Raw genomic sequence first — 20366 nt, 5'->3', positions numbered from 1 at the left:
GGCGGTGCGGGGGCCCTCGTCGTTCGCGGGCGGGATTCGTTTCGGCGGTACAGGCAGCCGGTTGTCAGCGGCACCCAGTAGCATTTCGCCGTTCAACATTGACATGTTCACAAGGGGTGGGGACAACTTGAGAGTGAATCGTGTGCGCGGTACGGCTGTGGCCGCCGCCCTCGGGGTCGTCGCCGTTCTGGGGTTCCAGAACGTCGCGAGCGGCGCCGGTGCGGGAGACGCGCGGAACGAGGGCCGGACGGCCGCGGGGGCGGGCGTCTACAGCGCCGCGGCGGACCAGGACGGTCCGGTCAGGAGCGAGGTGCACAAGCTCGCCCTGAAGCAGGAGGGACGGGGTGAGGCCACCCTCTCCCGGCGTACCACCGAGCCGTTCGGCATGCTGGGCGTGTCCTGGCCCGACGCCGACGCCGAGATCAAGGGCACGATCGAGGTCCGGACCCGCGGCGCCGAGACCGGCGAGTGGACCGGCTGGGTCGCTCTGGAGCCGTATCTGCCCGGCCTCGACGGCGCACGCCCCACGGAACGCGGCTCCACGGAGCCCGTCTGGGTCGGACGTTCGGACGGCGCCGAGGTGCGGGTGAGCGACGGAGCGGCCTCCGGCACCCTGCCGGCCGGCCTCCGCCTCGACATGGTCGACCCGGTCGCCGGGGCCGGCACGGCACAGAGCGGCGGCACGGACGCCGAGCCCGCCGCCTTCGCGTCCGCCGAGGTCGAACCGGGCCCGCCGTCGACGGCCCCGCAGCCCCCGGTCGTCACCCGCGCCGAGTGGGGTGCCGACGAATCCATCAACGACGAGGGCCCGATCTACCTGGAAGGCGGCGTCATCAAGGCCGTCTTCGTGCACCACACCACCAACGGCACCTACGACTGCGCCGAGGCCGCGGCGCTCGTGCGGGCCCTGCACGTCTACCACGTGAAGACGAACGGCTGGCGCGACCTCGGCTACAACTTCCTCGTGGACAAGTGCGGGACCATCTTCGAGGGCCGTCAGGGCGGCATCGACCAGCCCGTCATGGGCGCGCACACGTACGGCTTCAACGCCGAGTCGACCAGTGTCGCGATCATCGGCGACTACACGGACGCCGGCGCGCCGAACGTCGCTCTCGAGGCGACCGCCCGGGTGGCCGCGTACAAGCTCGGGCAGTACGGCGGTGACCCGGCCGGCAGCACCACGCTGGTCGCCGGCGCCACGCAGAAGAACTATTCCGGCAGGGAGTTCGTCGCCGGCCAGTCCTACTCGTTCGACCAGATCTCGGGTCACCGGGACGGCTTCAACACCGAGTGCCCCGGCATGAAGCTCTACCCGCAGCTTCCCACCATCCGCACACTGGCCGCGGGCCCCGTGCAGGGCCTCAAGGTCACCTCGGTCGCCGGCGGGGCGTTCGCCGTGGACTCCGGCTACGAGACGCCGGGCCCGGTCTCGGTGAACTGGTCGACGACCACCCCGTCCTCGCTGATCAGCGGGTTCGAGCTCCTCGTCGACGGCGCGAGCGTGACCACGGTCGCGGGCAAGGCTCGCACCGCCTCCACGACGCTCGTCCCGGGCAGCCACAAGGTCGCGGTGAAGGCCGTCCACCAGTCGGGCAAGGCCACGACCACCGCCGCGGTGAACGTGAGCGTGCCGAGCCCGAAGAAGTTCGTGCCCGTCACCCCGCAGCGTCTGATGGACACGCGTACGGGACTGGGAGCGCCGAAGGCGCCCGTCGGTGCGGACAGTGTGGTCACCCTCCAGGTGACCGGCACGAACGGAGTCCCGGCCACCGGTGTGGGTGCCGTCGTGCTGAACGTGACGGCGACGAACGTGACGGGGGAGACGAGCTATGTGTCCGTCTATCCGAACGGGACGACGCGGACGGCCGCGACGAACCTGAACCTGGTGAAGGGGCAGACGGCTCCGAACCTGGTGATCGTGCCCGTGGTGAACGGCAAGGTGGATTTCTACAACCGTGCCGGGACCCTGGACCTGATCGCGGACATCACCGGCTACTTCACCTCCACCGGCGAGGGGTCCACGCACGTCAACCTCGGGCCGAAGCGTGTGATGGACACGCGTGAGGGTCTGGGTGTGGCGAAGGCGCCGGTCGGCGCGGACAGTGTCGTGACGCTGCAGGTGGCGGGCGTCAACGGTGTGCCGGCCGAGGGTGTCACGGCGGTCGTGCTGAACGTGACGGCGACGAACGTGACCGCGCCGACGAGCTATGTGTCGGTCTATCCGGACGGGACGACGCGGACGGCCGCGTCGAACCTGAACCTGGTGAAGGGGCAGACGGCTCCGAACCTGGTGATCGTGCCCGTGGTGAACGGCAAGGTGAACTTCTACAACCGCGCGGGCACGCTCGACCTGATCGCGGACATCACCGGCTACTTCACCTCCGGCGAAGAAGGCGCGTCCCACATCAACCTCGGGCCGAAGCGTGTGATGGACACGCGTGAGGGTCTGGGTGTGGCGAAGGCGCCGGTCGGCGCGGACAGTGTCGTGACGCTGCAGGTGGCGGGCGTCAACGGTGTGCCGGCCGAGGGCGTCACGGCGGTCGTGCTGAACGTGACGGCGACGAACGTGACCGCGCCGACGAGCTATGTGTCGGTCTATCCGGACGGGACGACACGGACGGCCGCGTCGAACCTGAACCTGGTGCAGGGCCAGACGGCTCCGAACCTGGTGGTCGTGCCCGTGGTGAACGGCAAGGTGAACTTCTACAACCGCGCGGGCAGCCTCGACCTGATCGCGGACATCACCGGCTACTTCCGCAAGTAAGGTGAGACGGAGGCGGGGGGGGGGGGGGGGGGGCCCCCCCCCCCCCCCCCCCCCGCCTCCGTGTTCACCGGTACAGCAGGTGTTCCCGCCGCACCCTCCGGAACGCGGCCAGGTCCGCCGCCCAGGCGCCCACCACCTCGTCGGTGTCCGCCCCCGCGTCGATCATCGTGCGGACCCGGGTGTTGCCCGTGAGCTTGTCGATCCAGTTGTCCGCCCGCCACGCGAACCCGCTCCAGGTCCGCTTCGCCGTGACCAGCAGGGCGATTCCCGTGCGTACGGGGTCGAAGGCGTCCCGGTCCTGGACGTGCACCTGGACCCCGCCCACCGTCTTCCCCTGGAACTTGGAGAACGTCGGCGCGAAGTACGCCTCACGGAAGGCGACCCCGGGCAGCTCCAGGCCGTTCGCGGCAGCCGCCCACCGGTGGTCGATGCCCTCGGCGCCGAGCAGCTCGAACGGCCGCGTCGTTCCCCGGCCCTCGGAGAGGTTCGTCCCCTCGAACAGGCACGTCCCGGAGTAGACCACCGCGGTCTCCGGCGTCGGCATGTTGGGGCTCGGAGGCACCCACGGCAGGCCCGTCACGTCGAAGAAGTCCTTGCGGCGCCATCCGGACATCTTCACCACGTCCAGTTCCACCGGACGGTCCGCCAGGAACTCCGCGTTGAAGAGCAGCGCGAGCTCCGCCACCGTCATCCCGTGCGCCTGGGAGATCTCCCGGCGCCCCACGAAGGTGGCGAAGGCCGGGTCGAGCACGGGCCCCAGAGCCGACCGGCCGGTCACCGGATTCGGCCGGTCCAGGACGACGAACCGCTTGCCCGCGAGCGCCGCCGCCTCCATGCAGTCGTACAGGGTCCAGATGTACGTGTAGAAGCGGGCGCCCGCGTCCTGGATGTCGAAGACCACCGTGTCGACACCCGACGCGGTGAAGATGTCGGCCAGCGCCTGCCCGCTCTTCAGATACGTGTCGTAGACCGGCAGCCCGGTCGCCGGGTCGTCGTACCGCCCCTCCGAGCCGCCCGCCTGCGCCGTCCCCCGGAAGCCGTGCTCGGGGCCGAAGACCGCGGTCAGGTTCACCCGGTCGTCGGGGTGCATCACGTCGACGATGTGGTGTACGTCTGCGGTGATCCCGGTCGGATTGGTGACGACACCCACCTTCTGCCCGGCCAGCAGCCGGTAACCGTCGCCGGCCAGCCGCTCGAAGCCGGTACGGACCCCGCCACCCCCGGCGCCGCGCTCCCGGCCTGCCGCGACGGCCGTCCCCGGCCCCGCGGCGGTCGTCGCGACGGCTCCCATCGCACCGCCGACAGCCAGCAAACCACGTCTGGACAGGGTCATTCCGCTACCTCCATGATCGCGTCGACTGTCATGGTCACGCACGCTAGCGCGGGTGCGGGCCGCACGGAACGCCCGTGACCGGGCAGATTCCCAGTCCTGCCCCGAACCCCTTCCCCGATCACATACCGACTGGTTAGTCTGCCGGGAAGACGGCTGAGAGAGGCGGGACCGATGAGTACGGTGCAGGGCGCTGGCGTAGTGGTGACGGGAGCCGGAGGCGGCATCGGGGCCGCCCTCGCCCGCAGATTCGCCGCGGAGGGGGCGCGGGTCGTCGTCAACGACCTCGACGGCGACCGGGTCAAGGCGCTCGCCGAGGAGATCGGCGGCACGGTCGTGGCCGGCGACGCCTCCGGCATCGTGGACGCCGCGCGCGAGGCGCTCGGCGGCACCGTGGACGTCTACTGCGCCAACGCCGGCCTCGCCTCGGGCGGCGACGCCTTCGCCGAGGAGGACGTCTGGGCCCGGGCCTGGGACGTCAACGTGATGGCGCACGTCCGCGCGGCCAAGGCACTGCTGCCGGAGTGGCTGGAGCGTGGCAGTGGCCGCTTCGTCTCCACCGCGTCGGCGGCCGGCCTGCTGACCATGATCGGCGCCGCCCCGTACAGCGTGACGAAGCACGGCGCCGTCGCCTTCGCCGAGTGGCTCTCACTGACCTACCGGCACCGCGGGATCAAGGTCCACACGATCTGCCCCCAGGGTGTGCGTACGGACATGCTCACGGCCGCCGGCTCCGCGGGCGACCTCGTGCTCGCGCCCACCGCGATCGAGCCGGAGGCCGTCGCCGACGCCCTGTTCGACGCCATGGAACAGGACCGCTTCCTCGTCCTGCCGCACCCCGAGGTGGCCGGTTACTACCGCGCCCGCGCCAAGGACCCCGACCACTGGATCGGCAACATGAACCACCTGCAGCAGAAGTGGGAGGAGGCCGGCGCATGACCGAGTCGATCTACGCGGCGAAGCCCTGGACGGCCCTGCTCAGCGAGGCCCAGCTCGCCCCCGTCCACCCCGCCGAGACCATGGTGCACGCCTTCCGCGCGGCCGTCGGGCGGGCCCCGGACCACACCGCGCTCGCCTACTTCGACGGGCGGCTCAGCTACCGCGAGACGGACGAGCTGTCCGACTCCGTGGCGGGACACCTCGCGGCCGAGGGGCTGCGGCGGGGCGACCGGGTCGCGATCATGCTCCAGAACACCCCGCACTTCGTGCTCGCGCTGCTCGGGGCCTGGAAGGCCGGCGCGACCGTCGTCCCGCTCAACCCGATGTACAAGTCCGGCGAGGTCGGGCATGTGCTGAAGGACGCGGAGGTGACCGCGCTCATCTGCTCCGACCGGGCCTGGGCGTCCTATCTGCGGGCCACCGCGGAGGCCGCACCGAACGTGACGATCGCCCTCACGGCCTGCGAGCTCGACCTCCAGTCGGCCGACGACCCGCGCGTGCTCGGCTTCGAGCGGCTCCCCGCCCCCGGCCCCGAGGACCGTGCCTCCGATCTGGTGGAGGTGGCCCGCCGCGGTCTCGCGGCCCCCGAGGGCCGGGATCTCACCGCTTCGGACACCGCCCTGATCAGCTACACGTCCGGGACGAGCGGCACCCCCAAGGGGGCCATGAACTCCCAGGGCAACATCATGATCAACGCGGAGCGTCAGAGGGCCGGCCACCCCATCGAGGAGGGCTCGTCCTACTTCGCGCTCGCCCCGCTCTTCCACATCACCGGCATGGTCTGCCAGCTCGCCGCCTGTATCGCCAACGCGGGCACCCTGGTCCTCGCGTACCGCTTCGAGGCGAGCGTCGTCCTGGAGGCCTTCGCCGAGCACCGGCCCGCCTACACGGTGGGCCCGTCGACCGCCTTCATGGCGCTCGCCGCGCACCCGGACGTCACCCGGGAGCACTTCGCCTCCTTCAAGGTGATCTCCTCGGGCGGCGCGCCGCTGCCTCCCGCCCTGGTCGAGAAGTTCCGCGAGGGGTTCGGCCCGTACATCCGCAACGGCTACGGACTCACCGAGTGCACCGCGCCCTGCGCCTCCGTACCGCCGGAGCACGAGGCGCCCGTCGACCCCGTCTCCGGGGCCCTGTCCGTCGGTGTCCCCGGGCCCGACACCGTGGTCAGGATCATCGACGAGAAGGGCGACGACGTCCCCTTCGGCGAACAGGGCGAGATCGCCGTCCGCGGACCGCAGGTCGTCTCCGGCTACTGGAACCTGCCTGAGGCCACCGAGGCCGCCTTCCCGGACGGGGAGCTGCGCACCGGGGACATCGGCTTCATGGACACGGCGGGCTGGCTCTACGTCGTGGACCGCAAGAAGGACATGATCAACGCCTCCGGCTTCAAGGTCTGGCCCCGGGAGGTGGAGGACGTCCTCTACACCCACCCGGCGGTCCGCGAGGCGGCCGTCGTGGGAGTCCCCGACGCCTACCGCGGGGAGACCGTCCGGGCCTACGTCAGCCTGCGGCCGGGCGCCGCGACGGAGCCCGGCGAGCTGAGCGCGTACTGCAAGGAACGCCTGGCCGCCTACAAGTACCCGCGCGAAGTGGAGATCCTGACCGAGCTCCCGAAGACGGCGAGTGGGAAGATCCTCAGGCGGGAACTGCGTTCCCCCCGTTAGAACAGTTCACGCACGGTACGAGAGGACAGGTGGCGGTAATGGCCAAGGCGACGGACGGGAACGGTACGCCCGTCCCCCAGAGGCTGCTGGCCGCCGCCACCCGGCTCTTCGCGGAACAGGGGTACGACCGCACCTCCGTCCAGGAGATCGTCGAGGCGGCGGGCGTCACCAAAGGGGCGCTCTACCACTACTTCGGCTCCAAGGAGGACCTCCTCCAGGAGGTCTACGCCCGGGTGCTGCGGCTCCAGCAGGAGCGGCTCGACGCCTACGCGAACGCCGAGGCGCCGATCGAGCAGCGGCTGCGTGACGCGGCGGCGGACGTGGTGGTCACCACCATCGACAACCTCGACGACGCCTCGATCTTCTTCCGCTCGATGCACCATCTGAGCCCGGAGAAGAACAAGCAGGTCCGGATGGAGCGGCGGCGCTACCACGAGCGCTTCCGCGCCCTGATCGAAGAGGGCCAGAAGGCCGGAGTGTTCTCCGCCGCGACCCCGGCCGACCTGGTCGTCGACTACCACTTCGGCTCGGTCCACCACCTGTCCACGTGGTACAGCCCGGACGGCCCGCTCAGCCAGCAGGAGGTCGCGGACCACCTGGCCGACCTGCTGCTGAGGGCGCTCCGCCCCTGACGGCGTCGCGGCCCGCCCGGTGGGTTCAGCTCGGGTCCGGCAGGCCCAGGGCGACGAGCAGCAGCGACGAGAGCTCCTCCGCGAAGGCCGCCGATCCGGTGAGCGCCTGACGGAGGAGATCCTCGTCGGGCGTCAGGCCGGCGGCGGCCGCCCAGGCCAGGGCCTCTTTCACGGCGGGCTCCACCGGGAACCGGTCCAGCGGTATGCCGTAGTCGTCCGCGACGGCGCGGTTGAGCAGGGCTTCCCACGTCCCGCCCCCGGGTGTGACCGCTTCGACGAAGCCGACGTCGCTGTCCAGGAAGGACACCAGAACCGCCGGGGCGCCGGTTCCGCGTACGAGGTCCACCATGCTGCGCGGCCCGGATTCCGCGAAGTCCGACACCTGCCGGCCCTCCGCCGGTGACTCCGCGTCCTCGACCTCGGTGAAGCCCGCCGCTTCCACGAGGCCGCGGAGGCCGGCCGTGGACCGGACCGTCAGTGATCCACCAGAATTTCCCATGGTCCAGAAGCTGATGGACGCCACTGACAACGACCTTGGCGCGCCGATGTGCCCGATATGCGGACGCGGCTGTCCGAATTCCACTCTTGACGGTGCTCGGTCATCTGTCCGAGCATCGGGGGCGCGCTTCCAGCCCCACCGCTCCAGGCCCCGGTCGTGCACGCCCGGGGACCCCCGCACGTTCCGTCAGTCCCCGAACGGAATCCGGAGCCCCCCGATGAGACCTGCCCGACGCAGATCCCTCTCCGCCGCCGCGCTCGCGGTCGCCGCCCTGCTGGCGACCGCCTCCCCGGCCGCCCAGGCCGCGCCCCGAGCCGTCGCCGCGGCCCCCGACATCCCGCTCGCCAACGTCAAGGCGCACCTCACCCAGCTCCAGTCCATCGCCACCGCCAACGGCGGCAACCGGGCCCACGGGAGGGCCGGTTACAAGGCGTCCGTCGACTACGTGAAGGCCAAGCTGGACGCCGCCGGATACACCACGGCGCTCCAGCAGTTCACCTCCGGCGGGGCCACCGGGTACAACCTGATCGCCGACTGGCCGGGCGGCGACCCGAACCAGGTCCTCATGGCCGGCTCCCACCTCGACTCGGTGACCTCCGGCGCCGGCATCAACGACAACGGATCGGGCTCGGCCGCCGTGCTGGAGACCGCCCTCGCGGTCTCCCGGGCTCAGCTCGCGCCGGACAAGCACCTGCGCTTCGCCTGGTGGGGCGCCGAGGAGCTGGGACTCGTCGGCTCGAAGTACTACGTCAACAACCTGGCCACGGCCGAGCGTTCCAAGCTCGCCGGGTACCTCAACTTCGACATGATCGGCTCGCCCAACCCCGGCTACTTCGTCTACGACGACGACCCGGTCATCGAGCAGACCTTCAAGGACTACTACGCGGGTCTGTCGATACCCACCGAGATAGAGACCGAGGGCGACGGCCGCTCCGACCACGCCCCGTTCAAGAACGCGGGCGTCCCCGTGGGCGGGCTCTTCTCCGGCGCGGACTACACGAAGACGAGCGCCCAGGCCCAGAAGTGGGGCGGCACGGCGGGCCAGTCCTTCGACCGCTGCTACCACTCCTCGTGCGACACGACGGCCAACATCGACGACACGGCCCTGGACCGCAACAGCGACGCGGTCGCCCACGCCGTCTGGACCCTGTCGGCGGGCACGGTCACCCCGCCGACCGGCACGGTGTTCAGCAACGCCGCCGATGTCGCCGTCCCCGACAACGGGGCCGCCGTGACCTCGCCGGTCTCCGTCACCGGCCGTACGGGCAACGCCCCTTCGGCCCTCAAGGTGGCCGTCGACATCAAGCACACCTACCGCGGTGACCTCGTCGTCGACCTGCTCGCGCCCGACGGGACCGCCTACCGGCTGAAGAACTCCAGCGGCAGCGACTCGGCCGACAACGTGATCGCGACGTACACGGTGAACGCGTCCGCCGAGGCGGCCAACGGGGCCTGGAAGCTCCAGGTCCGGGACGTCGCCGCTCAGGACACCGGCTACATCGACAGCTGGGGTCTCACCTTCTGACCGGCCGGGGAGGCGGTCACTCGGGCGCCTCCCCGTGTCAGGGATCAGAGGTACTTCTTGATCTCCCGCCGCGCCAGCGACCGCTGGTGCACCTCGTCCGGCCCGTCCGCCAGCCGCAGCGTCCGTGCCGACGACCAGAGTTCGGCCAGCGGGAAGTCCTGGCTGACGCCGCCGGCGCCGTACAGCTGCACCGCCTGGTCGAGGATGTCGCAGACGGCGCGCGGGGTGGCGATCTTGATCGCCTGGATCTCGGTGTGGGCGCCGCGGTTGCCCACCGTGTCCATCAGCCAGGCCGTCTTCAGCACCAGCAGCCGCAGCTGCTCCACCGTCACCCGGGCGTCCGCGATCCAGTTCTGGACGACGCCCTGCTGTGCCAGCGGCTTGCCGAAGGCCGTACGGGCCACGGACCGCCGGCACATCAGCTCGATCGCGCGCTCGGCCATCCCGATCAGCCGCATGCAGTGGTGGATCCGGCCCGGGCCCAGCCGCGCCTGGGCGATGGCGAAGCCGCCGCCCTCCTCGCCGATCAGATTGGCGGCGGGTACGCGTACGTCGGTGAAGACGACCTCGGCGTGGCCGCCGTGGGAGTGGTCCTCGTAGCCGTACACCTGCATCGCGCGGCGCACCTCCAGGCCCGGGGTGTCACGCGGGACCAGGATCATCGACTGCTGGCGGCGGATGTCCTCGTTGTCCGGGTCGGTCTTCCCCATCACGATGAAGACCGCGCAGTCGGGGTTCATCGCCCCGGAGATGTACCACTTGCGCCCGTTGATGACGTAGGAGTCGCCGTCCTTCGCGATCCGGGTCTCGATGTTCGTCGCGTCCGACGACGCCACCTCGGGCTCCGTCATCGCGAACGCCGAACGGATCTCCCCGGCGAGCAGTGGCTCCAGCCACTGCTTCTTCTGCGCCTCCGAGCCGAACTGGAAGAGCACCTCCATGTTCCCGGTGTCCGGCGCCGCGCAGTTCAGCGCGGTCGGTGCCAGGTGCGGGCTTCGGCCGGTGATCTCGGCCAGCGGGGCGTACTGGAGGTTCGTCAGCCCGGCGCCGTACTCCGCGTCGGGGAGGAAGAGGTTCCACAGGCCCTGCCTGCGCGCCTCCGCCTTCAGGTCCTCCACGACCTGCGGGGTGTCCCAGGGCGACGCCAGCCGCGCGCGCTGCTCCTCGGCGACCTCCTCGGCGGGGTGGACGTGCTCGTCCATGAACGTGAGCAGCTTGGTGCGCAGCTCTTCGGTACGGGCGTCGAATGCGAAGTCCACGGGATGATCAGCCTTCCTGGAGGGTGGTGAGGCCGTGCGAGATGAAGACCGGGACCAGGTCGCCGATGCGGTCGAAGCCGGCGCCGACGGTCTGGCCCAGGGTGTAGCGGTAGTGGATGCCCTCGAGGATCACGGCGAGCTTGAACCACGCGAAGGCCGTGTACCAGGAGATGGCCGAGGTGTCACGGCCGGACCGGGCGGCGTAGCGCTCGATCAGCTCGGCGGGGCCGGGATGGCCGGGGGCGCCGCTGGTGGTGGAGACGGGCGACTCGGGCAGGCCCAGGTCGGAGCTGTACATCACGAGCAGGCCGAGGTCCGTGAGCGGGTCGCCGAGCGTGGACATCTCCCAGTCCAGGACCGCCTTGATCCGGTCGTCCTGACCGATGAGGACGTTGTCCAGGCGGTAGTCACCGTGCACGACGGTGGGCGCGGGGGAGACGGGCAGCTCCCGGCCGAGTGCGGCGTGCAGCTCGTCGATGCCGGCGAGCTCACGGTTGCGGGACGCGTCCAGCTGCTTGCCCCAGCGCCGCAGCTGCCGGTCCAGGAAGCCGTCCGGGCGCCCGAAGTCACTGAGGCCGACGGCTGCCGGATCCACGGCGTGCAGATCCACCAGGGTGTCCACGAGCCCCAGGACGACGGCCCTGGTGCGCTCGGCGCCCAGCGGGGACAGCTGCTCGGCGGTGCGGTAGGGGGTCCCCTCGACGTACTCCATGACGTAGAACGGCGAGCCGATCACCGCGTCGTCCTCGCAGAGCAGGAGAGTTTCCGGCACCGGGACCGCCGTGGAGTGCAGGGCGCTGATCACCCGGTGCTCGCGCTTCATGTCGTGCGCGGTGGCCAGCACATGGCCCAGGGGAGGTCTGCGCACGACCCACTGCCCGGTGCCGTCAGTGACGATGTAGGTGAGGTTCGAGCGGCCGCCCTCGACGACCCGGGCGTCGAGCGGTCCGTTCACCAGCCCCGGCCGCTCACGGTCGAGATGGCCGCGCAGCAGGTCGAGATCGAGACCTGGCGGGTGGACTGGGCTCATGGGGCGCACCTCCGGGACGTTGAACGGTCGGAACCATGATGCCGACCAGTCGGTATGTCGTCCAGTGTCCTCCCGGAATCCGAGAAGTGATCTCCGGCTCCCGGTCCGGGTCAGTCGTCCCAGCCCTGCGCCTCCACGAAGGCGTCCCCGTACGTCGCGGACCAGCGGCCCAGCGCCTCGATCGGCTCCAGCGTCTCCGTACGGAGCTCACGGGGACGGCGCGCTGGAGACGGCCGGGACCCTGGTCCGGGACCTCGGCTGCGTCCCCCTGCCGGTGGGCGGGCTCGACCGGGCCGCGTATCTGGAGACGACCACGGTGTTCCTCATCGGGCTCCGGCACTCGGGACACGGCCCCCGGACGCCGCTGCCGCCCTTCGAGGCGGTCACGGCCTGAGTTGCGGGGACCCCGGGGCGCGCCGATCGTCGGAGCATGAAGGCGATCAGCTACAGCAGGTACGGCTCGGCCGACGTACTGGAGTACGGCGAGCGGCCCGACCCGAAGGTCGGGCCCGACTCGGTCCTGGTGAAGGTGCGGGCCGCGGCCGTCAACCCCGTCGACTGGAAGGCCCGCGAGGGCTACCTCCAGGCGGGGCTGGAGGCCGTGTTCCCCGTCATCCCCGGCTGGGACGTCTCCGGTGTCGTGGTCCAGCCCGGCGCCGCCGTGGACGAGTTCGCGGTGGGGGACGAGGTCATCGGCTACGTGCGCGAGGACTTCCTCTCGCGCGGCACCTTCGCCGAGTACGTCGCCGCACCCGTGCGCACCCTCGCCCGCAAGCCCCTGAGTGTCGGCTTCGAGGAGGCGGCGGGCCTGCCGCTGTGCGGCCTCACCGCACACCAGGTGCTGCACCGCACCCTCAAGGTCCGGGAGGGCGAGACCGTCCTCGTCCACGCGGCCGCCGGAGGGGTCGGTTCGCTCGCCGTCCAGCTCGCCCGGCACGCGGGCTGCCGGGTCGTCGGCACGGCCGGGCCCCACAACCACGACTACGTACGGAGGCTGGGCGGCGAACCCGTGGAACACGGCGACGGGCTGGCCGCCCGCCTCCGCGACCTGGTCCCCGACGGCTTCGACGCGGCGTTCGACACGGTCGGCGGGGAAGCCCTGCGGATCTCCGCCGAGAGCCTCGCGCCCGAGGGCCGGCTCGCGTCCATCGCCGACGGCGAGGTCTTCTCCTACGGCGGGCGCTACGCCTTCGTACGGCCCGACGCCGCCGACCTCGCCCACCTCGCCGGGCTCGCCGAGCAGGGCATCGTCTCCGTCCACGTCGACCGGGTCTTCCCCCTGGAGCAGGCCGCCGAGGCCTACCGGCTCAACCAGGAGGGGCGCACCCGGGGCAAGATCGTCGTCGCCGTGGCCTGGGAGGACTGAGGCCGCACGGCCCTCAGAACAGCGTCGCGGCGGCGAACACCGCGAGGGCGACCGTGCAGGCCGCCGCCGTCAGCACCTGGCGCGGCGACAGCGCGGCGGGCGGCCCGGCGGACCCCATGCCCGTCACCCGGCGGTGCGCCACCACGAGGAACCCCAGCCAGGCCAGCAGGCTCAGGGCCACCGCGAGCACCCCGGCCCCGGTCGCCCCGTGGTGCAGCGCCTGCCGGAACGCGAGCAGGGCCACCACCGTGCACGCCAGGGTGGTGCGGCGCCAGGCCAGCCGCGTCCGCTCGGGCTGGAGGCCGGGATCGCGCCCGGCAGTGGTCACCGGCCCTCCCAGCCGAAGAGGACCACCACCACCATCGCGACCGCCACCACGGCGACCACGAGGCTGAGCATCGCGGGGAAGCGCGACACCGGCAGATCCTCCCCGCGCCGCATCGCACGCTCGCACCGCACCCAGTGGTTGACGGCGCGCAGCGCGCAGAGCACCCCGGCCGCCAGCAGCCCGAGGGCCAGGCCGGCACGGACACCCCACGCCAGTTCCGGGAGGAACTGGTCGACCGCGAAACCGCCGCCGATGAGTGCGAGAGCGGTCCGGATCCAGGCGAGAAAGGTGCGCTCGTTGGCGAGCGAGAAGCGGTAGTCCGGTGTGTCGCCCTCCTCGCGGATGCGCTCGGGGGCGAACCACAGCCGCAGTCCCCGCACGAAATCGCTCACGCGGAGGCCCCGGCCCGGCCGCCCGCCGCCCGGAAATCCCGCAGCCGGTGGTAGGTCTCCAGCCCGTCCGGCACCCATGTCCAGTCGCCGAGACGCCCCTCCAGCTCCGCGTCGGTCAGGAAGGTGTGCCAGTCGACCTCCTCCGCCTGGGGCCGGACGGGCAGCTCGCAGCGCACCTCGTACACGTACGACCACCAGCTGTGCCGAGGACTCTCGTAGAGGTACGTGAAGAGCGGGGTGGGCCGGGCGAGACCCGAGACCCCCAGCTCCTCCTCGGCCTCCCGGAGCGCCGCCTCGTCGTACGACTCGCCCGCGCCCACGACCCCGCCGACGAACATGTCGTAGTGCGAGGGGAAGACCAGCTTCGTGGCCGTCCTGCGGTGCACGAACAGCCGGCCCGCCGGATCCCGTGCCTCGATGAAGACGCAGCGGTGGCGCAGGCCGCGCGCGGTGGCCTCGCCGCGTGGCGCCTGTCCGACGACCTCGTCGTTCTCGTCGACGATGTCCAGGATTTCGTCAGCCGGTGTCATGGGGTCCATCCAACATCAACCGGTCGGCGGCCGTGGCACCGTGTTTCTCCTTGCCCTCCGGCATCGCCGGGTGCAGCCCCAGCAGCACGATCCCGGCCACGATCGCGGCAAGCCCCGAGGCCTGCCAGGCCAGGGCGCCGGTGTCCGTGCGCACCTGGTCGCCGAGGAAGCCGATCCCGCAGACGATCCCCGCCAGCGGCTGCGCGGCGGTCAGCCCCGGCAGGGACATCCGCAGCGGCCCCGCCTCGAACGCGCTCTGGACGATGATCAGGCTGGTCACGCCCATGACGACGAGCGCGTACGGCTGCCAGCCCGTGAACAGCGCCCCCCACCCGCCCTCGGCCAGCCGCAGTCCGCTGACCCGGGTGAGGGCGTCCTGCAGTCCGTTCAGCAGGCCCCCCGCCACCCCCAGCAGCGTGGGGGTCCACGGGGCACGCGGATGTCTGGCGAAGGCGGTCAGGGCCAGTGCGAGTCCCGCCACCAGGCCGATCACCAGCCAGTGACGCAACGGCTCCGTCACCGCCTCGCCGCCGCGCGGTTGGCCGCCCAGCAGGAACGCGGTGACGCCTCCGGCCAGCAGACAGAGGCCACCCCACCCCTGGCGGCCGAGACGCTGCCCGGTGAAGTAGCGCGACAGGGCCAGCGCGAAGAGCAGGTTGGTGGCGAGCAGCGGTTCGACGACCGACACCTCACCCTGCCCGAGCGCCAGCGCCCCGAGGGCCATGCCGCAGATCATCAGGCCGATGCCGGCCAGCCAGCTCGGCACCCTCATCAGGTCGAGCAGGAGCCGGGGCGACAGGAAGTCCCTCGGCGGTGCGCGGCGAGCCGCGTCCTGCTGCAGGACGAAACCGAAGCCCGTACAGCACGCGGCGCCCACGGAGAGCAGGAGTACCAGCAAGGACACGGTCCGACGATAGCCCCGCGGATGTTCCGGAGACGTGAGGCGGCCGCCGCCGGACGGTTGACGTGGGAGCGGCCCGTACCGAAGATCTGACCCACAAGTAACTTCGCCCGCCCCCGCCCGCCCCCGCCCCGCACCGCCCCGAAGGATGGAACCCATGGCGTACGACGCTGATGTGATCGTGATCGGGGCAGGACTCGCGGGGCTGGCGGCCACCGCCGAGCTCGTCGACGCGGGCCGCACCGTGATCCTGCTCGACCAGGAACCCGAGCAGTCCGTCGGCGGCCAGGCGCACTGGTCCTTCGGCGGGCTCTTCCTCGTCGACTCGCCCGAGCAGCGCCGGATGCGGATCAAGGACAGCCACGACCTGGCCCTCCAGGACTGGTACGGCACCGCCGGCTTCGACCGCGACGAGGACCACTGGCCGCAGAAGTGGGCGGAGGCGTACGTCGACTTCGCGGCCGGGGAGAAGCGGTCCTGGCTGCACGCCCAGGGGGTGCGGTTCTTCCCCGTCGTCGGCTGGGCCGAACGCGGCGGCTACGACGCGAACGGCCACGGCAACTCCGTCCCCCGCTTCCACATCACCTGGGGCACCGGCCCCGGCGTCGTCGCCCCCTTCGAGCGCCGCGTCCGCGAGGGCGTCGCGAAGGGCCTCGTCCAGATGCGCTTCCGCCACCGGGTGACCGGCCTCGGGCGCTCGGCCGGAGCCGTCGACACGGTCACCGGCGAGATCCTGGAGGAGAGCGCCGCCGAGCGCGGCACCGCGAGCAGCCGCGAGGCCACGGGCGCCTTCGAGCTCAGGGCCCAAGCCGTGATCGTCACCTCCGGCGGCATCGGGGGCAACCACGACCTGGTGCGCGCCCAGTGGCCCGAGCGGCTGGGCACCCCGCCGGAGAAGATGCTCTCCGGCGTCCCCGCCCATGTCGACGGACTGATGCTCGGCATCGCCGAGAAGGCGGGCGCCCACCACATCAACCGCGACCGGATGTGGCACTACACCGAGGGCATCGAGAACTGGAACCCGATCTGGGACAAGCACGGCATCCGGATCCTGCCCGGCCCGTCCTCCCTCTGGCTGGACGCCCGCGGCAAGCGGCTGCCGGTGCCGCTCTTCCCCGGCTTCGACACCCTGGGCACCCTCGAACACATCATGCGGTCCGGCTACGGCTACACCTGGTTCGTCCTCGACCAGAAGATCATCGGCAAGGAGTTCGCGCTCTCCGGCTCCGAGCAGAACCCGGACCTGACCGGGAAGTCCGTGCGCGACGTGATCGGCAGGGCGCGCGCCGACGTCCCCGGGCCCGTGAAGGCGTTCATGGACAAGGGCGTGGACTTCGTCGTCGAGAAGGACCTCGGCGCGCTCGTACGCGGGATGAACGCGCTCACCGGCGAAGCCCTCATCGACGAGGACGCCCTGCGCCGCGAGATCACCGCCCGGGACCGTGAGATCGCCAACCCCTTCACCAAGGACCTCCAGATCACGGCGATCAACGGCGCCCGCTCCTACCTGGGCGACAAACTGATCCGCACGGCGAAGCCGCACCGCATCCTCGACCCCGCGGCGGGCCCGCTCATCGCCGTACGGCTGAACATCCTGACCCGCAAGTCCCTCGGGGGGCTGGAGACGGACCTGTCGTCCCGCGTCCTGACCGAGGACGGCACCCCGCTGCCCGGGGTGTACGCGGCAGGGGAGGCGGCGGGCTTCGGCGGCGGCGGGGTCCACGGCTACCGCTCCCTGGAGGGCACCTTCCTCGGCGGCTGCATCTTCTCGGGCCGGACGGCGGGCCGTGCGGCGGCGGAGGCGACCGGCTGAGGCCCCCTGCCCGCCCCTCCGGAGGAGCCCGGGGGCGGCCGGCCGGTCACTCCAGCCGGAGCCCCAGGGGTGCCGGCCGGTCACTCCAGCAGCTCCACCACCCGGAAGCGCTCCGCCACGATCATCGTGTCGTCGTCCACGGTGAACTCCGGGTCCCCGAGCGCCTCCCGCATCTCCTCGCTGTGCCAGAACGCCTCGTGCCCCGCCCGCCACCCGGCGACCGAGGTGTACCCCTCGCCCTCGTCCAGCGCGTGCCGCAGCCCGACCGATCCCAGCGGCAGCACCTCCACCGCCGTCAGCTCGACCACGGCGACCTCCCGCCCCGCGGAGTCGATGAGCGCGGACCGCTCGCCCACCGGCGGCAGCTCCTCCCGCTCCGCCTGGTACTCCGCGAGCAGCCCGGAGGTGGAGACCTTCCCGCCCGAGAGCACGGCCGCGACCAGCTGGTCGCGCAGAGGCCCGGGGAATGCGAGAAGGAAGGGCTTGAGCGGTTCACGGTTCTCCATGGCGGCAGTGTGGCACGCGTCACCTCTGTCCCACCCGTCAGCGCCGTACGTGCTCGCGAACTGCGTGAATGGTTCAGTCCACCACTGCTGCACGGTCAACTGTGTGCGAAATGCGCACAGTTGGGGCAGGGCTGGCCTTGACTCGGAGCATTGCCTACCGCTTTGCTGTCCGCGATCGTTTGCTCGCACACAGCATCGATATGTGCTCGTGTCATGTCGAAGTGGAAAAGGAAGCCTGCGGATGTCTCCGCCTCCGCCGCCCCTGGGCCGCTCCCGCCGCAAGGGCGGACGCCCGGACCACGCCTTCGACCTGGCGCTCGACGACGGCGAACTCATCGACGTAAGAGTGCAGTTCGCCCAGGGCCGCTGGACCCGGGCCCGCTCGCTGCTCGTCGCGACCGGCACCGACTGGGACCGCCGCGGCCACCGGCTCCTCGCCCTCGCCGCCGTCCCGTCCGCCGCCGGATGGGCGCGCGACTGGCTGCTCGCCGAGCCGGACAGCCGCGACGCCACGACTCTCCTCGCCTGTGCCACCGTCGCCCGTGCCCGGCGTCCCAAGGCCGGCGCCGGTGAGGGGGCCCGGGCGCGCGAGGCGTGCCTGGCCGCGGCCGCGCTGGACCCCGCCGACCCCACCCCCTGGCTCGGCCTGATGACGCTGGAGCGCACACACGGCACCCACGAGGCGGCCGCCAGGCACTTCGAGGAGATCCGCGCCCGGCATCCCGAACACCACCACGCCCACCACCTCATGACGGCAGGCCTCGCCGAGGCGCACCCGGAGAGCGACCCGCTCCACGAGGTGTACGACTTCGCCGCCTGGGCCGCCGAACAGGCCCCTGCCGACTCGCCGCTCGCCGTACTCCCCGTCGTCGCACACGCCGAGCGCTACCGCGTCCTGGCCGCGGCCGGCGCCGTGTCCGACGACCCGGCGGCCTCGGGCCACTGGTCGGGGCGCCGGGCCAGACAGGTGATGAAGGCCGCCTTCGACTGGTGGCTCGAGTGGGAACGCGAGGACCACCCCCGACACACCGCCGACCTCAACTTCCTCGCCCACGCGAAGATCTGCGAGGGCCGCCCCGCCGAGGCCGCCGCGATCTTCCACCGCATCGGCCTCCATGCGACCGAGGGCCCGTGGTCGTACGCGGGCCGCGATCCGTACCCCGAATTCATCGCCGCGCGCACCCTCGCGCTCGGTGCCCCCTGACGCACGTACGTCATCGAGGAAGGGACCACCCCCGCCATGTCGACGGGCAGAACAGATACGAGCGAGACCGGCACGACCGGGAGCGCCGGAACCGGCGGGATCAACACCTACAAGGGTGAGGAACGCGCCCTGCGCGCCGACCGGCTCGGCACCCCCGGGCTGCTCCTCTCCGTCCTCGCCGCCAGCGCTCCCCTGATGGTCGTCGCCGGGGTGATGCCCACCGTCTTCGGGGTGATGGGCATCGTCGGACAGCCCCTGCTCTACGTCATCCTCGGCATCGTCCTGATGCTGTTCGGCGTGGGTTACGCGGAGATGAGCCGGCACGTCCACAACGCCGGCGCCTTCTACGCGTACATCGCCCGCGGCCTGGGCCCCACGGCAGGCGCGGGCGCCTCGCTCGTCGCGCTGGTCGCCTACAGCGCCATGCAGGTCGGCATCTACGGCATCCTCGGCTTCGAGGTCTCGGGCCTCTTCGCCACGTACCTCGAGATCGACCTCCGGTGGTGGATCCCCGCCCTGGTCGCCGTGGTCGTCGTCGGCGTACTGGGCTGGCTGAAGATCGACCTCAACGCCAAGGTGCTCGGAGTGCTGCTCGTCATCGAGTGCGCCCTCGTCGTGATCTTCGACATCGCCGCCGTCGCCGAGCCCGGCCCCGAGGGCCTGTCGCTGCACGCGTTCAACCCCGAGACGCTGACCGGAGCCGGCCTGGGCACCGCGCTCTGCTTCTGCATCGCCGCGTTCGTCGGCTTCGAGCAGGCGCCGGTGTACGCCGAGGAGACCAGCCGCCCGCAGATCGTCGTGTCCCGCGTGATGTTCCTGGCCGTGGGCTACGCCGCCCTGTTCCTCGCCGTCAGCTCCTGGGCCCTGACCGTCGCCGCAGGCCCCTCGTCCATCGCGGGCATGTCCGTCGAGCAGGGTCCGGGGATGCTCTTCGGCCTCACCGAGGAGCGGCTCGGCGCCACCTTCACCGACGTCCTGCACGTCCTGTTCGTCACCGGCATGTTCGCCGCGCTGCTCAGCTTCCACAACGTGGTGGCCCGCTACGCGTTCGCCATGGGCCGTGAGGGGCTGCTGCCGGCGGGCTTCGGCCGCACCAACAAGGCGAGCGGAGCGCCCGCCACCGGCTCCATGCTCCAGTCCGCGCTCTCCGTCGTGATCGTGCTCGCCTTCGCCCTCACCGACGACAACCCGGTCGGCGACCCGACCGCGCCCGTCCTGCACCTGTTCACCTGGATGGGGAATGTCGGGGCGCTCGGCGTCATCGTGCTGATGGCCGCGGCCTCCTTCGCCGTCATCGCGTTCTTCGTACGGCGCGGCGCCGGCCGGGCCCAGGCGCCCCGGCTCGTCGCCTCCGGGCTCGCGGGCCTCGCCCTGCTGGCCATCGCCGTCTTCACCGTCCGGGACTTCGACGTCCTGGTCGGCTCCGGCCCCGGCTCGGTGCTGAACTGGCTGCTGCCCGGCGTCATCGTCCTGGCCCTCGCCGGAGGCCTGGCCTACGGGGCGGTGCTGCGCCGCACCAGGCCCGAGGTGCACGCCAGGATCGGTCTCGGCAACGAGGCGTTCCAGCTGGAGAAGGCGGCGGAGGTCGGCACGGGCCCGCGCTGATCCCGCACTGCTTACGGAAGAGTGACGCACACCCGCGGCCCCTGGTGACAGGCGGCCGCGGGTGTTCGAATGGGCGGGT

General features: G+C 71.7%; 18 protein-coding genes. 9 read left to right on the top strand and 9 right to left on the bottom strand.

Annotated features, from left to right (window positions below; translation table 11 throughout):
• Window positions 1–142 precede the first annotated feature (142 nt).
• Window positions 143–2764 (top strand): peptidoglycan recognition protein, encoded by a 2622-nt coding sequence (locus tag ACIBCU_RS28260; protein WP_399234841.1) that lies wholly within the window; start codon window positions 143–145, stop codon window positions 2762–2764.
• Window positions 2765–2828: 64 nt separating this feature from the next.
• On the opposite strand, the gene ACIBCU_RS28255 is transcribed toward ACIBCU_RS28260, so the two are convergent.
• Window positions 2829–4097: an exo-beta-N-acetylmuramidase NamZ domain-containing protein gene (locus ACIBCU_RS28255; protein WP_399234838.1), complete on the bottom strand. Its 1269-nt coding sequence runs from the start codon at window positions 4095–4097 to the stop codon at window positions 2829–2831.
• A 171-nt stretch (window positions 4098–4268) separates the two neighbouring features.
• Here ACIBCU_RS28255 and ACIBCU_RS28250 point away from each other — a divergent pair, with 171 nt between their 5' ends.
• The 3 genes from ACIBCU_RS28250 to ACIBCU_RS28240 are packed head-to-tail and all read left to right on the top strand — an operon-like array spanning window position 4269 to window position 7329.
• The gene (locus ACIBCU_RS28250; RefSeq protein ID WP_362937632.1) at window positions 4269–5033 is read left to right on the top strand and encodes an SDR family oxidoreductase; all 765 of its coding nucleotides are present in this window, start codon (window positions 4269–4271) and stop codon (window positions 5031–5033) included.
• Window positions 5030–6697 (top strand): AMP-binding protein, encoded by a 1668-nt coding sequence (locus ACIBCU_RS28245; RefSeq protein ID WP_399234835.1) that lies wholly within the window; start codon window positions 5030–5032, stop codon window positions 6695–6697. Before ACIBCU_RS28250 ends, ACIBCU_RS28245 begins: the two co-directional genes overlap by 4 nt.
• Before the next feature lie 38 nt (window positions 6698–6735).
• Window positions 6736–7329 (top strand): TetR/AcrR family transcriptional regulator, encoded by a 594-nt coding sequence (locus tag ACIBCU_RS28240; protein ID WP_362937638.1) that lies wholly within the window; start codon window positions 6736–6738, stop codon window positions 7327–7329.
• A gap of 25 nt (window positions 7330–7354) precedes the next feature.
• Here ACIBCU_RS28240 and ACIBCU_RS28235 read toward each other — a convergent pair whose 3' ends face one another.
• A complete protein-coding gene (locus ACIBCU_RS28235) occupies window positions 7355–7828 on the bottom strand; it encodes a hypothetical protein (RefSeq protein ID WP_399234832.1) in 474 nt (157 codons plus the stop codon).
• Between the two features lie 217 nt (window positions 7829–8045).
• Between ACIBCU_RS28235 and ACIBCU_RS28230 the strand changes: the two genes are divergently transcribed.
• Entirely contained in the window at window positions 8046–9353 is a 1308-nt protein-coding gene (locus ACIBCU_RS28230) for a M28 family metallopeptidase (protein ID WP_362937644.1), read from the top strand.
• A 44-nt stretch (window positions 9354–9397) separates the two neighbouring features.
• Here ACIBCU_RS28230 and ACIBCU_RS28225 read toward each other — a convergent pair whose 3' ends face one another.
• Both ACIBCU_RS28225 and ACIBCU_RS28220 read right to left on the bottom strand, forming a co-directional pair.
• Window positions 9398–10612 (bottom strand): acyl-CoA dehydrogenase family protein, encoded by a 1215-nt coding sequence (locus ACIBCU_RS28225; protein WP_362937647.1) that lies wholly within the window; start codon window positions 10610–10612, stop codon window positions 9398–9400.
• A gap of 7 nt (window positions 10613–10619) precedes the next feature.
• Complete coding sequence (locus tag ACIBCU_RS28220) at window positions 10620–11642, bottom strand: phosphotransferase family protein (protein ID WP_362937650.1); 1023 nt, start codon at window positions 11640–11642, stop codon at window positions 10620–10622.
• Between the two features lie 430 nt (window positions 11643–12072).
• On the opposite strand from ACIBCU_RS28220, the gene ACIBCU_RS28215 reads away from it, so the two are divergent.
• On the top strand, window positions 12073–13008 hold the full coding sequence (locus ACIBCU_RS28215) for an NADP-dependent oxidoreductase (RefSeq protein ID WP_399234829.1): 936 nt from the start codon (window positions 12073–12075) through the stop codon (window positions 13006–13008).
• A 13-nt stretch (window positions 13009–13021) separates the two neighbouring features.
• Here the strand turns inward: ACIBCU_RS28215 and ACIBCU_RS28210 are convergent, their stop codons facing one another.
• From ACIBCU_RS28210 to ACIBCU_RS28195, 4 genes are read right to left on the bottom strand one after another with little or no spacing between them, the layout of a single operon-like run.
• A complete protein-coding gene (locus ACIBCU_RS28210; protein ID WP_362937655.1) occupies window positions 13022–13336 on the bottom strand; it encodes a DUF202 domain-containing protein in 315 nt (104 codons plus the stop codon).
• Window positions 13333–13728 (bottom strand): DUF202 domain-containing protein, encoded by a 396-nt coding sequence (locus tag ACIBCU_RS28205; RefSeq protein WP_362937658.1) that lies wholly within the window; start codon window positions 13726–13728, stop codon window positions 13333–13335. Before ACIBCU_RS28205 ends, ACIBCU_RS28210 begins: the two co-directional genes overlap by 4 nt.
• On the bottom strand, window positions 13725–14258 hold the full coding sequence (locus ACIBCU_RS28200; protein ID WP_362937661.1) for an NUDIX domain-containing protein: 534 nt from the start codon (window positions 14256–14258) through the stop codon (window positions 13725–13727). Before ACIBCU_RS28200 ends, ACIBCU_RS28205 begins: the two co-directional genes overlap by 4 nt.
• Window positions 14245–15162: a DMT family transporter gene (locus ACIBCU_RS28195; RefSeq protein WP_399234826.1), complete on the bottom strand. Its 918-nt coding sequence runs from the start codon at window positions 15160–15162 to the stop codon at window positions 14245–14247. The genes ACIBCU_RS28200 and ACIBCU_RS28195 overlap by 14 nt, the downstream gene beginning before the upstream one ends.
• Before the next feature lie 154 nt (window positions 15163–15316).
• On the opposite strand from ACIBCU_RS28195, the gene ACIBCU_RS28190 reads away from it, so the two are divergent.
• Window positions 15317–16972 carry an FAD-binding dehydrogenase gene (locus ACIBCU_RS28190; RefSeq protein ID WP_399234824.1) on the top strand — a complete coding sequence of 552 codons (1656 nt, stop codon included), beginning with the start codon at window positions 15317–15319 and terminating at the stop codon, window positions 16970–16972.
• Between the two features lie 80 nt (window positions 16973–17052).
• On the opposite strand, the gene ACIBCU_RS28185 is transcribed toward ACIBCU_RS28190, so the two are convergent.
• Window positions 17053–17478: an ASCH domain-containing protein gene (locus ACIBCU_RS28185; protein ID WP_362937671.1), complete on the bottom strand. Its 426-nt coding sequence runs from the start codon at window positions 17476–17478 to the stop codon at window positions 17053–17055.
• Window positions 17479–17719: 241 nt separating this feature from the next.
• On the opposite strand from ACIBCU_RS28185, the gene ACIBCU_RS28180 reads away from it, so the two are divergent.
• Entirely contained in the window at window positions 17720–18682 is a 963-nt protein-coding gene (locus tag ACIBCU_RS28180; RefSeq protein WP_362937674.1) for a hypothetical protein, read from the top strand.
• 36 nt (window positions 18683–18718) lie between these two features.
• The gene (locus tag ACIBCU_RS28175) at window positions 18719–20287 is read left to right on the top strand and encodes an APC family permease (protein WP_362937677.1); all 1569 of its coding nucleotides are present in this window, start codon (window positions 18719–18721) and stop codon (window positions 20285–20287) included.
• Window positions 20288–20366: the final 79 nt, after the last annotated feature.

The sequence above is a fragment of the Streptomyces sp. NPDC051064 genome (assembly GCF_044455985.1).
In the GTDB taxonomy this organism is placed as follows: Bacteria; Actinomycetota; Actinomycetes; order Streptomycetales; family Streptomycetaceae; genus Streptomyces.
Note: the sequence above shows the minus strand (reverse complement) of the source record. Positions and strands in the feature narration are given on the sequence as shown.